We start from the raw sequence: 15,085 nt of genomic DNA, 5'->3' as shown, positions 1-15,085 counted from the left end.
GCTACTGATGAAAGTAGTAATGCTATTAGTGATTTTTTCATTTTTAAATCCTCCAATAATTTTTTAATAAATAAATGCTACAATTTTTTCAATAAAAAAAGCCCCATGATATTAAAATATCATAGGGCGAATGTGTTCGCGGTACCACCTATTTTACGATTATAAAAATCGTATCTCATTACAGAGTCCATCAACTCCTGCTAGGATAACGGTAAGCTACCGGCTAAGGTCTACTTGCATATGCTTTGAACCCGCAACACCAAGAAAGTGTATATTACATACCTGCCAACTGCCGCCTTCCACCGTTCACGGCTCTCTGTAAGTCAACAATGTACTTTTCTCTTTCTTATTGTTTTTTATTTTTGCCTATTATATTCTTATATTTTTTAATTGTCAAGTAAAATTTTTAAAATTTTTAAAATTCTTTTTAATATTTAACCAGATTTGAAATTTGTATATATTGCAGGCGAACAAAGCTAGCTCTTACTGTATTTTTTCTGCATTTTTGATTACTTCGTTGTTTTCATCCAATCCAAGCTCTTTTGCTACATCCATGCTAACGTAAGATACTGATTCATCTGTGTAGTATACTGGTATGGAAGATGGAGAAACTTTATCTTTTAGGATTTTTTCTGCCATTTCAGCAGCTTTTTCTCCGAATTGTGTGTATGAAACTCCGCTTGAAAGTAATACGCTTTTTGCAGATTCGGGATTGTCTATTACATAAGAGGCGATTAGGATTTTTTTAGCTTTATTTGTTTTAGAGGTCAAAAGTTGTAAGGAGTTGGCTACTAGATTATCTGTAATCATGTAAACTGCATCGGATTTGCCAAGCATTGCGTCTATGCCTTGAGGTAGGTCGTTGATATTGTTTACTCCTACGTCCACTATTTCAAGACCTAGTTCGTTAGCTATTTCTTTTGCTTGTTTTACTTGTATTTGAGAATTTGATTCGCTTGTGGAATAAACGATGCCTATTTTTTTGATATTCTTATCTAATTTATTGAATAATTCTAGCTGAGTTTTTATTGGTGCTTTGTCAGAAGCTCCTGTGATATTTTCTGCCTCTAATTCTGATTGAACAGGGTCTGTTACTGCTGAGAAAACTATTGGTACATCGGATGTGACTTGCTTTGCTGCCTGAGCAGATGGTGTGGAAATTGCATATATAAGGTCAACTTTTTCGTCCATGAAGCTTTGTGCGATAGTGTTTGCTACTGAAAAATCTCCCTGAGAATTTTTATATATTATTTCAGCATCAATGCCATCGGTTTTTAATTTTTCTATGAACGACTCTCTTGCTTTATCTAGTGCAGGGTGCTCCATGATTTGGGTTATACCTATTTTGATTTTTTGGATTTCTTCTGCTTTTGCTGCGTCTTGTTTTGTTTCTCCTGATGCTGAGCAAGCTGACAGTAAAGCTACTGATGAAAGTAGTAATGCTATTAGTGATTTTTTCATTTTTAAATCCTCCAATAATTTTTTAATAAATAAATGCTACAATTTTTTCAATAAAAAAAGCCCCATGATATTAAAATATCATAGGGCGAATGTGTTCGCGGTACCACCTATTTTACGATTATAAAAATCGTATCTCATTACAGAGTCCATCAACTCCTGCTAGGATAACGGTAAGCTACCGGCTAAGGTCTACTTGCATATGCTTTGAACCCGCAACACTAAGAAAGTGAATATTACATACTTTGCTACTGCCGACTTTCACCTGATACGGCTCTCTGAAAAATAGCTACAGCATCTTTGTCTTTCTCATAGTTTTTTATTTGTGACGATTATACTTTTTTATTTTGACTTTGTCAAGAAAAATTTTTTAGATTTTTTATTGTCTATATGATATAATATATAAATTCAATTTTAAATGAAAATGGTAATTTTATTATATATTAAATTGGAGTTAATTATGAAAAAAATCGGTATTATTGGTGCAATGCAAGAAGAAATTGAGGCTCTTTTAGAAATTATGACAGATAAAGTAAGAGAAAAAAAGGGTGTGTTGGAATTTTATTGCGGTAAATACGAAGGTGTCGACATCATAGTAGTAAAGGCAGGGATAGGTAAGGTCAATGCTGCTATGTGTACTCAGTGCTTGATAGATAACTACAAGCCTGATGCAGTAATAAATGTTGGAGTGGCTGGTGCGATTAATGACGATTTAAATATAGGAGACATTGTCTTATCTACTTATTTACAGGAGCACGACTTTGATGTAACAGCTTTTGGATATGAAAAGGGTGTAATACCAAGACTTGATTCAAGTAAATTTTATGCTGATAAAAAATTGGTAGATTTGGCATATAGTTTTAATAATGATTTTAAAGAAATAAACTTGCACAAGGGAGTAATAGTGTCCGGCGATGTATTTGTATCATCAAGGGGGTTAAAAGATGAGCTGGAAAGCAAATATAACGCTTATTGTGCCGAAATGGAGGGGGCTGCTATTGCTCACGTTTGTTATTTACAAAACGTACCGTTTTTGGTAATTAGGTCTATGAGTGACAAGGCGGACGGAAATTCTCCAAAGAACTTTGATGAATTTGTGCTAAGCTCAGCTCAAAATGCGGTTAGGCTTATAAAAGATATTTTAAGTAAGATGTAATAACTTTTAAAATAAATTTTGACATTGAGTAATTATAAAATTGTATAGGGGATAGGACAATGGAAACAGAAAAATCTCAGGCTAAAAAAAGAATATTTTCCGGTGTGCAACCATCAGGAGAGCTTACTATAGGTAATTATCTTGGGGCGATAAAAAACTGGGTTGACTTGCAGGACGAATATGAATGTTTTTACTGTATAGTAGACGAACACGCTATAACAGTGCCACAAGAGCCTGCTAAGCTTAGGAAAAGAAGTTTGGAGGTTTTGGCAAAATATATTGCCGGAGGAGTAGACCCGGATAAATCAACGCTATTCATTCAATCCCATGTGCCTCAGCACGCTCAGCTAATGTGGGTTTTAAACTCAATTGCATATATGGGTGAGCTTTCAAGAATGACACAATATAAGGATAAGTCTAGAAAAAGTGCAGAAAATCTAAATGCAGCTTTATTTACTTATCCGGTGCTTATGGCTGCGGATATTCTGCTTTATTCTGCAGATTTAGTGCCAGTTGGCATAGACCAAAAGCAGCACTTGGAAATAGCTAGGACGTTGGCGGAAAGATTTAATAATAAATTTTCTCCAACTTTTGTAATACCTGATATCTATACTATGAAAGAAACAGCAAAAATCATGAGCTTGCAGGACGCCAGCAAAAAAATGTCAAAGTCCGATGACAATTTAAACGGATTTATATCCATGGTTGATGAAAATGATGTTATAAATTCAAAAATTAAAAAGGCTGTTACAGACTCTGTCGGACAAATTAATTACAGCGATGAGCAACCTGAAATAAAAAATTTGATAAATATTTATTGTGCATATTCTCACAAAAAACCTCAGGAGGTAGTGGATATTTATCAAGGTAAAAATTACGCAGAGTTCAAAAAAGATTTAGCACAAGTCGTTGTAGAAGGCATTACTCCTATTAGACAAAAATATAACGACCTGTTAAAAAATAAGGATTATCTAAAAGATATTTACAAAAAAGGTGCTCAAAAGGCAGGCTATGAGGCTAATAAAATGATATCAAAAGTTTACAGGAAAATAGGATTTATAGGACATGAATAATAATTCAAAAATAAAATCAAATTTTATATTTTTTTTGTTAATACCAATTTTAGTAGTAATTGACCAAATTATAAAAATAAATATTAAGGCAGGCTTTGATGTAGGGCAGAGCAAGGAAATAATTAAAGGCTTTTTTTCAATAACCTACATTCAAAATACCGGAGCAGCCTTTGGCATACTCAAAGACCAAAGAATAATTTTTATAGCTATGACGATAGTCATAATAGCGGTACTTTTGTTTCAATTATTAAAATATAATAATTTCTTGGTAAAACTATGTATTGTTTTAATAATTTCAGGAGCTATAGGAAACTTAATTGACAGATTAAGATATGGCTATGTAGTCGATATGTTTAACTTTCATGGGATTTGGAGCTACATTTTCAACTTTGCCGATATTTTGGTAGTAGTGGGTGTTATTTCATTTTGTTTGCTGATTTTTCTAGGAAAAGATAGTTAAATGCAAAAAACTTTGATTTATACTGAAAATTTAAAAAATGAAAAAAGGCTGGACATATATTTAGCTGAAAATTTTTCTGAAATATCTAGAAGTAAATTAAAAAAAGCCATAGAAGAGAAAAGTATACTTTTAAACGGACAAAAGGCAAAGCCATCTACAGTATTAAAATTTGGGGATAAAATAGAAATCTTATATATTTTTGATGAAAAGCTTTCAAATACAAATGTAATTATTCCGCAAAAAATTGACTTCGATGTAATCTATGAAGACAATGATGTGCTAGTAGTATACAAAAAAAGAGGACTTGTAGTGCATCCTGCCAGTGGCAATGCAGACGGTACGTTGGTAAATGGATTGGTAAATTATCTTGCAGACAAGCTTTCAAAAATAAATGGCATAGACAGACCGGGTATAGTCCATAGGATAGATAAGGACACATCGGGACTACTTTTAGTTGCAAAAACGGATTTTGCCCATTTGGATTTGGCTCAGCAGTTAAAAGAGCATAGTATAAAAAGAGAATATACGTTCATTTGTCATGGTCAATTATTGGAAAAAACAGTAATAGAACAGCCTCTAGGCAGAGACGAAAAAAATAGATTAAAATTTGCAGTCGTACCTGACGGAAAATATGCTTATACAACAGTAGAACCAATTGAAATTTTTGACAAATACACTTATGGTAGGGCAATACTAAAAACAGGTCGAACACATCAGATAAGAGTGCACATGAGGTATATAAACAGAGCTTTAGTCGGTGACAAGATGTATTCAAATTACAAGGAAACCATCAATGGACAGCTACTTCATGCAGGAGTAATAGGCTTTGTGCACCCAAGGACAAAAAAATATCTTGAATTTAGCATAAAAGAGCCGGAAATATTTGAGAGCTATTTGGATAGACTTAGAAAAAATGATATAAAAAATTAATTGAAACCATAAAAAAGAGGCTTACTATGAAGTTGCAGGCTTTAATTGAAAAGCTGAAAGTAAAAAAAATAATAGAGCTTGACCCAAATAAAGAGGTCATAGACTTAATTTATAATTCTAAAAAGGCAAAAAAAGATACCATATTTTTTGCAATGGTTGGTACAAGAGTAGATGGGCATAAATTCATCAAAGATGTGGAAACAGCTGGTTGTGATATAATTGTACTATCAGATGCAAGTTATATAGCCGGAAATTCTACATATATTTTGGTTGAAGATACAAGGGAGGCTCTAGCGTATTTATCAAATATATTTTTTAAAGAGCCGTCTAAAAATATGACAGTAGTGGGCATTACAGGCACAAAAGGGAAAACTACAATTGCAAATTATATAAAATATATAATGGATGACAATGACAAGCCTTGCGGAATAATAGGTACAAATGGGATTTTTTATCTTGATAAAGAAATTTCAACTCCAAATACAACTCCTGAGAGCTATGAAATCCAAAAAGCTCTAAGACAAATGCTGGATAGTGGAGTAAAAAATGTGGTGATGGAAGTTTCCTCTTTAGGACTAAAATGCAATAGAGTGTCGCATTTAGATTTTGATATAGGCATATTTACCAATTTGTCACCTGACCACATAGGAGAAAATGAGCATGAAAGCTTTGAAGATTATATGCTAAGCAAGGCAAAATTATTTGAGCTGGCAAAAAAATCTATAATAAATATTGATGATGAATATGCTAATGTGATGCAGGAAAGAACTAAAAATTGCAAAACCTACGGACTATCAAATGGTGCAGACTATACTGCAATAAATATAGTATATCCAAACAGCCTCGACGATATGAAAACTTATTTTGACATCAAAGACGAAAGCTACAGTGTAAATTCCTTTGGTAGCTTTGGGGTTTACAACGCACTTTGTACAGTGGCTTGCTTAAAAGAGCTAGGCTATCCTTATGAAAAAATAAAAAAATCATTAAATATGGCTTATGTTAAAGGTAGACTACAAGTATTAGATGTCTTAGAGGGAAGAAAAGTAATAATAGATTATGCCCACAATGAGGTCAGCCTAGAAAATCTTTTGTCAAATATAAAAACCATGAATCCAAAAAGAATAATCACAATTTTTGGCTCAATCGGCACAAGAGCAAAGCATAGGAGACAAGAGCTTGCAGAAGTATCTTCAAAATATAGCGACCTGATTATAGTTACATCAGATAATCCGGATATTGAAGACCCGTTAGATATAATAAAACAAATCCTAAGCTTTATTCCTGAGGACAAAAAAAATAGTGTATTTTCTTTTGTCGATAGAGATATAGCAATAAAAAAAGCCATAGAATTGTCAAAAGAAGGGGATGTCATTGTAATCGCAGGCAAAGGGCATGAGGAATATCAGCTTATAAATGGAGAAAGAGTACATTTTTCAGATTATGAAACAGTATTAAAATATGCAAAAAATGTGGACTAATACTAAGAACTAATTAAAATGTGAATATTTTTTATATTAGTATTTGTTGCGTGAAAAGTAACTGTATAATTAAAAAGTAAAAGAGCTTATTTTCAATAGAAATATTGGATATAAGCTCTTTTACTATTATAAAATCAAATTATTATATTTTAAATTTGGCAACCTGATTTTTTAAGTCCTCTGCTACACCTACAAGATTTTCGCTATGACCTGATAAGTCATTTACCATATCGGTTTGCTCCTGAGCGTTGTCTGATACACTTTGTGCAGTGGCTGCACTTTGCTCAGACATACCGGACAAAGCCTCAAGTGTTTGCATGATGTTATCTCTGTTATCTTCTAAATCACTTCTGATTACAGCCATATGATTTAACGTATTTAGAGCGTTTGAATTAGATTGTTGGATAAGCTTGTATTGACTAAATGCGTCATTGAAAGATTGGTTTTGAGCATCTAAAGAATTTTCCAACTGCTCCATCTTTTCTAATGCAGTGCTTGAATTTTTGGATAAATCTTCAACAATTTTATTAATTACTTCAGTTGATTTTGCACTGTCCCCAGCCAATTTTCGTATATCTTCAGCTACAATTGCAAATTTCATTCCTATTTCACTAGAATTTGAGGACTCAATGGCAGTATTTAATGCTAATAGATTAATTTTGTCAGATATATTTGCTATTAGATTGCTTGCTTGTGTAATTTTATCTGTATTAATTCCCGTTTGCTTAACTATATCAAATATTTCTTTTGTTGCTTGTGTATTTTCATAATTGAGCTGATTTATTTTGTCCATTAGCTCAATGCCATTGTTAACATTTTGGTTAACCTCGTCAGTTGCTCCAATCAAATCTCGTATTAAATTGCTATTCTTATCTAAAATAAAGTTGAGGGTTTCTATATGCTCAGCTCCGGATTCTGTATCTAAGGCTTGTTGCATTGCACATTGAGCCATTTCGTCCATGGCACTTGATATATTGTTTGAAAGCTCTTTTACTTTAGAAAATTCATCGTTTAACTCTTTAGAAGTTAATAGCATATTGTCAGATGCCGTCCTTATTTTTACTACTAATTTAGTAATTTCATTTCTAATTTCTTCAAAGGAATTTGATAATATACCTATTTCGTCTTCACGACTGAGCAAGTCTGCGTCAACATCGCTTGTAAAATCCATATTTTTAAACGATGAGGAAAGACTGGATAATCTGTTTATAGGGTTTGAAATAATTTTTCTTACAATGGAAGAAAATATGAATGAAAAAATAGCGGCTATTATGAAACAAGTACCTGCAATAATTAGAGCAATCTCTGATAATGTTGTGTAATAGTCTTGTGCAATTATATCACATCCAACATAGCCGATGACTTTATCATCGTTGTCTACTATAGGACTATAGCCGCTAATGGTATATCCATATTCATCAGAATAAACTAGCTTGCTGGAGGAGGGTTTATTTGTATTTAGTGTTTTCATTAATGATGGTTCATAATCTGCTAAATCAGCTGTAACTCCGGGAGCATCATTATTTCCCGACTCAATTGTGTCACTACCGTCAACTATATATGTAATTTCATCTTCCGCAGTTCTTATAAATGAGTAAACGTATAGTACATCGGTTTCAAGTTTTGTATTATATAGTATTTTATGTATATTTTTATAGTATTTGCTATTTACGTCAAGAGATTTTACAATAGATTTAAATTCATCAGGATTGATACCGTTAGCAACTGATACAGAAATGTCTAAGGCATCATTACCATACATTTGTTCAATTTTAATGGATGAAACCTTAACAGCAATTGCTGATAAAATTAAAGCGAGAAAGAGCATACTGATTGCCACCGTGATACTCAATCTCGCAGACAAGTTCTTTTTCATAGTACCCCCTAAATCCGCAGTACAAAATGTAGTTTTTTTGTATTCTAATTAAGGGATATTATATTAGTTAAAACGGGTATAGTCAAGTATTGTTTATAAAAAAATAAAACAAAAGCACCATTTATTTTATAAAACTATTGTACCACTTTATTTTTTAATTGAATGATTATTTTTATTAACGACATTAAATTTAGATTTTTAAAAAGTGAAATATTTTTTGAATAAATCAGGCAAAACAGTATTATTAAAATAAAAATAAGCTAGTTTAAATTATAAATACCAAAAAATTATGGGTTATCTATAATTATAGTTTAAATTTTTGTTGAAAAAATATAATAAAACAACTATAATGATACATACACCATGAATTATATCATTGTTTAGATATGACATATTTATGGAAAATAAGTTTTTTATGAGGAATACTTTATGAATGAAAATGAATTATACGATAGTCTGATATCTAATAGCTACAGTACATATCTTCTATATGGGGAAGAAAATTATCAAATAGAAAAGGCACTCAAGGTAGCTAAGGATAGTTTGGCACCTTCTTTTAGCGACCTTAATTATACAGTCATAGATACAGATTACGAAAAAAATTTGGAGGATATCATCAGCAGATGCGAATCAGTGCCTTTTATGGATAAAAAGCGTGTGGTAGTAGTCAAAACCTCAGATTTATTTTCTTCATCCAGTGCTTATGATAAAGATGAAATTGATAATTTAATTGAATATACAAATGCACCGTTAAAGACGACCCAGTTAATCTTTGTGCCGGCAGTCATTGACAAGAGAAATGGATTTTATAAGAAAATAAGCAAAAACAGTGAAGTGTTTGAGTCAAAAAGGCTTGACAAAGTACAGCTTTCCAATTTTATTACAGGAAAGCTAAATGCTAAACACGTCAAAATAGATAATAGTTCAAAAGATTATTTAATAGAAAAATCAGGATATTTATTCAGAGACTCAGAGGTAACCCTTTTTGATGTGGAAAATGAAATAGAAAAAATAGTTTTAAACACCAAAAATGATGGTTTAATTAACGTAGCTGATATTAAAAGTACAGTTTTTGAAGAAAAAAATGTTGACATATTTAAATTCATAGACGCAGTGTTTAATGGGGATGTAATGAAATCCTACGAGCTTTTAAATAATATTACAGAAGTTCACAACGCCTCTATACAAATATTGGCTTTGATAGGTAGACAAATTTCATTGCTTATAAAGTTGAGGATTTTGCTCAAGGGGCACATTCCAGAGAGTGTAATTGCAAAGAAATTGAATCTTCATCCATTTGTCGTAAAAAAGACAAAGGCACTACTTAACAAATACACCTATAAAGAGCTGCTTGATTTATACAATATCTGTAGTGACATGGATTACAGGGCAAAGACCGGAAGAATAAACGATAAAATCAGCGTTGAAATAATGGTAGGACGTATCTGCTCCTATGTGATAAATTAATCTTATATAAATATTAAGACGCTGATTTAACTAATGATAGCAGGTAATAAATTTTTATTTAAATAAAATATGTATGTGAATCAAATTTAGTTTATTACAAAAAATTAAAGTAAGGAGAAATTATGGCTTTACTAAATAGGAAAGAAAAACAAAATAAAGAAAGTTCATCAATCCTAAAAAAAGAAATTAGTATAAAGCAGATGCTCAACAAGCCTATTTTTGCAAAGAAATCTAAAAGCTACATTCTAGAGGGAAAGAACTATCTATCAATAGATATAGGCAATAGGCAGATAAAGGCAGTTGAAGGTAAATTCGATAAAAACAACTTTAGAATTGATAAAATAGGCTTTGTCGAATTAGAACCGGAGGTCTATAACGGTGGAGAGATAAAAGACGAACAAAAGCTAGTTGAGACTTTAAATAAACTGCTTAGAGAAAATAATTTCAAAACTAAGGATTGTATAGTAAGTATTGAATCAACCGGACTTATAACAAGAGAAATGGAAATACCGGTTATGGAGGATGAGTATATTCCTGATGTAATAAAATATGAAATCAGCGAGTATCTTCCTATAGATGTAGACAAATACATCTTACAGTACAATAAACTGTATAGTGTGTCATTAGACAATCAAGAAAAACTAAAGGTAGTTGTGTATGCGCTACCATCTGATTTTGCTGACCAAATTTACAAAATGTTTAACCAAATTGGACTTAAACCTGTTGCTTTAGACATACAAAATGATAATGCAGAAAACCTAATCAATAAAGTTAATATCAATGATAAAAATTTAACTGATGGAATTATTGCTTTTATTGACCTTGGCAATACATCAATAAATTTAAGTATAGTAAAAAACGGCAAATTTGAGTTCAACAGACTGATTAGGAACGACTTATCAATATTTGAAACAGTAAAAGACAGTATTGATGATAGTGATGAAAATATTCATGCTTTGATTTCTAAATATAAAAGCTTTAATCTTTTCTCAGATGACGTTCAAGACACGAAACTGCAAGAAACAATCCTGTCTTTAGCAGACAGATGGGTTCAGGACATTCAAAAATTATTTCAGTATTATACCAGCAGAAACACCGACAATAGAATAAATAGCATTTATCTATACGGTGGCGGTTCAGAAATAAAAAATATAGACTATTATATAGGTACTAGATTAAATATACCAACTTGGACAATATATAAGATTGGCAATTTATCAGCCACATCAAACCTTACCACTCAGGGCGTTATGAGATATTTTAATGCGATTTCAGCCTTAGTAGATATCGATAGAATAAACTTCTTCAACAACTTTATACAATCTAAAATAGATAAAAAGGCTGAAAAAAAAGAAACTCTGTATAGCTTGATTGCTTTAGCTTTGATACTTGTGGTAGTTTTAGGTGTATTTTTATATAATTTCTTATCAATTAGAATGCTGAAAACTTCTATAGCTAATTATCAAACAGAGCTTAGCAACCCTGAAAGGATAGCCAAGGCAAAAGAAGTAGAAGAGCAGACAGAAATACTTAATACAATTAATAGAGACAAGTCATTTTTAAACGCAGTAGATTATAGCTTGAGGACAGTTGATACTGCATCAAGAACGCTATTTGATACAGTTAGAAACTCTATGAGCGAAAACCTATACTTTACAAATGTAAGCATTGACAACGCAAAGATTTCAATTGATGGCAATAGCTCAGATAAAATGAGTATAGGTCAGTTTGAATATAATATTAGACAAACCGGAGTATTCAACAATATTTATATAGATAGCATTTCTAAGCAGGGAGAAAATCCGCCATACTATAGCTTTAAAATGACCTTAGAATACGATGTAAATGTTTTAAATGAAATTGTACAAAATACGTTAGAAAATGGTGATAAGACGGAGGAAACTAATGAATAATTTGAGCGAGAGAGATAAAAAATTATTAGCACTTCTTGCCGTATTAATATTGGGTTATGTATTATACACCTTTGTTTTTAATCCGCAATTTAATACCTTAAATGACCTGAGAAGTCAAAATGACCAACTTCAGAGTCAATTGATTTCAATGGACAGCAAGATAGCAACCTTAGATAATTTAAAGAAACAGGTTCAAACCGAAAAACAAAATATAATGCCTTTAGCACAAAGACATTTTCATGATGTAAATCAGGAGGATTTGATTTCTTTAATAAATGATTTAAATTATAAGAGTGGACTGGATTTCAAGCAAATAAGCTTTGAAGAATCCGGAGATTTGGGATTTGACTTTACAGGCAATCAGTGGAATAACCTAGCACAAGACCCAAATGCCAATCAGCCACAGCAACCTCCTTCAGAACAAACCACACAAGATGCAGGACAACCAGCAGGAGGTACATCATTCAATCCTTCGGATAACATTAGCCTAACAGGTGCAACAGTAAACTTTGAAGGAACTTATGATGAATTAATCAAGCTATTTGACTTAATGAAAGAAAATCCACAAAATATTGTGTCAAATAGAATTAAACTTTCAAAACAGGAATCTAGCGAAAATGCTATAAAATTTGGCAAAAACTCTGACGATTATGTCTCCGGAGATATATTGTTACATTTCTTTAAAATAAAATCATTAGACATTTATTTACCTGAGCCAATAAGCATATTTGAGTCTAAAATTATTCCAACCACAGCCAAATCGTCACCGTTTATGTCTTATTCTTGGATTAATCAGGACAATCCTAGCTCTCAGGTTTTACAAACCCCTCAGTCATTTGCAAATACAATTATAAATAGCGGGTATGCTCCTATCAATCATCCATCAGGTGTAGCAGTATTACCGGCGGCAGCAATAAGCTATAAAAAAACTGTTGAGCTGACAAGGTTTGATAGTATTACAGGATTTAAAGCCTTGCCATCGTCTGATTTGGTAACTTCAAGTATTTCATTAAAAAACGCGGAGGGAAAGAACTATAAAATAGTTTCATTGGATAATGTATTTCCTAAGGATAATGCACAATCAGCAGAGGTATTACTAGATATGTCTGAAAAGGGTATAGTGCTTTCTAAAAAACCGGACACATTGCAATTATCAGTATATCAGATTGCACCTACCGGAGTAAAAATGGAATATGTATTTGAAGATGCAAACAAAAATTTAAAAAGAATAAATATAATTGATGAGGCAAATTTTTCAGGCTTTAAGGAATTTGAAACTGATTTGGGCTCACTTGCATATCCTGCAACTTTGAAAGGCATTGCCATAGCTAATAGTACAAATAAATATCCAAACGAAAACAGCATTTTGTTTGATAGCTTATACGCAAATTATACGATTAGCAAATAGTGTGAGCAGTATATTTTATTGACTTAACAAAAAATTCGATATATAATTACAAAATAAGGTACTATGCTGATTTATCTAAAGATACATTAAACTTATGAATGGGTGCTTTTTAATGAGTAAATTTTTGGGTTTATTTAATAAAGAAAAAAATAAAATTTTACAAAATCAAGAAAATTCTTCGCAAGATATATATGACAAAGATGTAGATGCAGTAGGAGATAAAAAGCAGGACGAAGTAGGACAGGTAGAATCTGAGTCAACTGACATCAATCCTCCAAGTGCAGACGAAATTTTAAAATATGATAATGAAGATATGATTAAGTTCATAAAAAAATATGACAATAAGAAAAATTCGGGGAAAGAAGTAAGTTCTTTTGCAAAAATTGAAAATTTGCAACAACAAATTAACGAGCAAGACGATGATAAAAATACTTCATCAGAGATTAAAACTATGGACAATGACCCATACGGAATTTTTGGGGAAGTCACAAAACAAACCTCTCAGGATTTATCACTAGAAATAAATAGCAGCTCTTATGATATACACACAGATAAAGACAAAATGGAATCTGTAAATGACGTAAGTGATGATAACAATTCCGAAAAATACGATATATTTAATACTAATGAAACAAATATAGTCGATAAAGATGAAATAACACCGATTAGCTCAAGTGATATTGAACCATTGGAAATCAGCCTAAAAAAAATCACTGACAATGATGATGTTCAGGGAGATACTGAAAAAACTGATGAAATAGTATCAGAAAATTTCGATATAAAACCCGGTGAAATAAGCTCAAATGATGATACTATAGATATTTCGACAGAAAGTCTAAATTTTGATAAAGACGATGACGATTTATTTTTAGACGACAAGGATTTAAATATTGAGATTGAAAATGTGCAGCCTGAATTGGATGAAAAGGATGAACAAATAGAAGAACAATCAGCAGAAGATGAATCTAAATACGATGAAATACTTGATGAAACTAAAATAGATTTGACGAGTGACATTGATTTAGAACATACATCTGATATTATAGACGATGATGAAGAAATTTCATTCAAACTGGATAGTGACCTGAATTTAGATGAAGATTTATTTAAACTTGACTCTTTAGAATTTGATGATACAAGCCAAAATGAAATCGCAAAAGTTGAAGATTTAAGTTTGGATAAAGAATTACAGCAAGAAAAAGTGAGCAATTTTGCCAATGCTGATACTGACGAAAGTCACTCAGATATTGCCGGTGCTTACGTTATAAATTCAGAGGGTGAAAAGATTGACTCAACACAGGAGCAATTAGAAGATGCTGAAGTACAAATAGCTTCAAAATATGATGACATTAGACCTTATCAGTCGCTTGAACAATTTAAAGACAAGAAAGTTGATGAAAATACATTATATGACCTTGATTTACATCAAAGTGTTGCCGATGAAATAACAGATAATTTTGAATTTAGTAATATAGAACAAGAAAAAGTCCTAGAACCTAATCAAAATGATGAAAATCATGCAATAAATCAAGAAAATCCAAAATCAGAATCGTCATATGAAAAAAAATATGAGGTTGATAAAAATTCAACCTTTCAAGACATGATAGACCTTGGCTACAAAATGATTGAAAATGACGAAATTGATAGAGGCTGTTATTTAATTAAGGAAGTTATATTAAACTCTAAAGTATTAAAAGAAAAAATGTTAGCATACATGATTTTAAAAGATACTTTAGAAAAAAATAATAAATATGAGTATTTAAAAATTTTAAATGAAATTAAAATTAGGATACCAAAAGATTCAACTGATAAAATATTGGACATGGTGAATGCTGAAATATTTAGGTTGATGTAGAAAAGGGG

At 31.6% G+C, this 15,085-nt stretch carries 11 protein-coding genes; 9 read left to right on the top strand and 2 right to left on the bottom strand.

All coding sequences use genetic code 11. The features are described 5' to 3' along the window. Positions 1-483: 483 nt before the first annotated feature. Positions 484-1,461 carry an ABC transporter substrate-binding protein gene (locus tag BBG48_RS08955; protein ID WP_068913111.1) on the bottom strand — a complete coding sequence of 326 codons (978 nt, stop codon included), beginning with the start codon at positions 1,459-1,461 and terminating at the stop codon, positions 484-486. Positions 1,462-1,918: 457 nt separating this feature from the next. Between BBG48_RS08955 and BBG48_RS08950 the strand changes: the two genes are divergently transcribed. From BBG48_RS08950 to BBG48_RS08930, 5 genes are read left to right on the top strand one after another with little or no spacing between them, the layout of a single operon-like run. Beyond that, a complete protein-coding gene (locus BBG48_RS08950; RefSeq protein ID WP_068913109.1) occupies positions 1,919-2,614 on the top strand; it encodes a 5'-methylthioadenosine/adenosylhomocysteine nucleosidase in 696 nt (231 codons plus the stop codon). A 59-nt stretch (positions 2,615-2,673) separates the two neighbouring features. Beyond that, positions 2,674-3,687: a tryptophan--tRNA ligase gene (gene trpS / locus BBG48_RS08945; RefSeq protein ID WP_068913107.1), complete on the top strand. Its 1,014-nt coding sequence runs from the start codon at positions 2,674-2,676 to the stop codon at positions 3,685-3,687. Beyond that, positions 3,680-4,147, top strand: a complete 468-nt coding sequence (lspA, locus tag BBG48_RS08940) for a signal peptidase II (protein WP_094754424.1) — start codon at positions 3,680-3,682, stop codon at positions 4,145-4,147. Before trpS ends, lspA begins: the two co-directional genes overlap by 8 nt. Beyond that, on the top strand, positions 4,148-5,077 hold the full coding sequence (locus BBG48_RS08935) for an RluA family pseudouridine synthase (protein WP_068913105.1): 930 nt from the start codon (positions 4,148-4,150) through the stop codon (positions 5,075-5,077). It begins immediately after the preceding gene. 26 nt (positions 5,078-5,103) lie between these two features. Beyond that, a complete protein-coding gene (locus tag BBG48_RS08930) occupies positions 5,104-6,558 on the top strand; it encodes a UDP-N-acetylmuramoyl-L-alanyl-D-glutamate--2,6-diaminopimelate ligase (RefSeq protein ID WP_068913103.1) in 1,455 nt (484 codons plus the stop codon). Positions 6,559-6,700: 142 nt separating this feature from the next. Here BBG48_RS08930 and BBG48_RS08925 read toward each other — a convergent pair whose 3' ends face one another. Beyond that, positions 6,701-8,434 (bottom strand): methyl-accepting chemotaxis protein, encoded by a 1,734-nt coding sequence (locus BBG48_RS08925; protein WP_068913102.1) that lies wholly within the window; start codon positions 8,432-8,434, stop codon positions 6,701-6,703. Positions 8,435-8,863: 429 nt separating this feature from the next. On the opposite strand from BBG48_RS08925, the gene holA reads away from it, so the two are divergent. The 4 genes from holA (at position 8,864) to BBG48_RS08905 (ending at position 15,077) form a co-directional block, all read left to right on the top strand. Continuing rightward, on the top strand, positions 8,864-9,901 hold the full coding sequence (gene holA, locus BBG48_RS08920; RefSeq protein WP_068913100.1) for a DNA polymerase III subunit delta: 1,038 nt from the start codon (positions 8,864-8,866) through the stop codon (positions 9,899-9,901). A 122-nt stretch (positions 9,902-10,023) separates the two neighbouring features. Further along, entirely contained in the window at positions 10,024-11,814 is a 1,791-nt protein-coding gene (gene pilM, locus BBG48_RS08915) for a pilus assembly protein PilM (RefSeq protein WP_068913098.1), read from the top strand. Next, positions 11,807-13,222: a type II secretion system protein GspM gene (gene gspM, locus BBG48_RS08910; RefSeq protein WP_068913097.1), complete on the top strand. Its 1,416-nt coding sequence runs from the start codon at positions 11,807-11,809 to the stop codon at positions 13,220-13,222. Before pilM ends, gspM begins: the two co-directional genes overlap by 8 nt. 112 nt (positions 13,223-13,334) lie before the next feature. Then, positions 13,335-15,077, top strand: a complete 1,743-nt coding sequence (locus BBG48_RS08905) for a hypothetical protein (protein WP_068913095.1) — start codon at positions 13,335-13,337, stop codon at positions 15,075-15,077. Positions 15,078-15,085 lie beyond the last annotated feature (8 nt).

Source organism: Criibacterium bergeronii (assembly GCF_001693775.2).
GTDB lineage: Bacteria > Bacillota > Clostridia > Peptostreptococcales > Filifactoraceae > Peptoanaerobacter > Peptoanaerobacter bergeronii.
This window is presented reverse-complemented; position numbering and strand designations above follow the sequence as displayed.

Bases quoted from the DNA above. Each gene is read 5' to 3' on its own strand.
- BBG48_RS08955 (WP_068913111.1), bottom strand. From the start codon at position 1,461: ATGAAAAAATCACTAATAGCATTACTACTTTCATCAGTAGCTTTACTG.
- BBG48_RS08950 (WP_068913109.1), top strand. From the start codon at position 1,919: ATGAAAAAAATCGGTATTATTGGTGCAATGCAAGAAGAAATTGAGGCT.
- trpS (WP_068913107.1), top strand. From the start codon at position 2,674: ATGGAAACAGAAAAATCTCAGGCTAAAAAAAGAATATTTTCCGGTGTG.
- lspA (WP_094754424.1), top strand. From the start codon at position 3,680: ATGAATAATAATTCAAAAATAAAATCAAATTTTATATTTTTTTTGTTA.
- BBG48_RS08935 (WP_068913105.1), top strand. From the start codon at position 4,148: ATGCAAAAAACTTTGATTTATACTGAAAATTTAAAAAATGAAAAAAGG.
- BBG48_RS08930 (WP_068913103.1), top strand. From the start codon at position 5,104: ATGAAGTTGCAGGCTTTAATTGAAAAGCTGAAAGTAAAAAAAATAATA.
- BBG48_RS08925 (WP_068913102.1), bottom strand. From the start codon at position 8,434: ATGAAAAAGAACTTGTCTGCGAGATTGAGTATCACGGTGGCAATCAGT.
- holA (WP_068913100.1), top strand. From the start codon at position 8,864: ATGAATGAAAATGAATTATACGATAGTCTGATATCTAATAGCTACAGT.
- pilM (WP_068913098.1), top strand. From the start codon at position 10,024: ATGGCTTTACTAAATAGGAAAGAAAAACAAAATAAAGAAAGTTCATCA.
- gspM (WP_068913097.1), top strand. From the start codon at position 11,807: ATGAATAATTTGAGCGAGAGAGATAAAAAATTATTAGCACTTCTTGCC.
- BBG48_RS08905 (WP_068913095.1), top strand. From the start codon at position 13,335: ATGAGTAAATTTTTGGGTTTATTTAATAAAGAAAAAAATAAAATTTTA.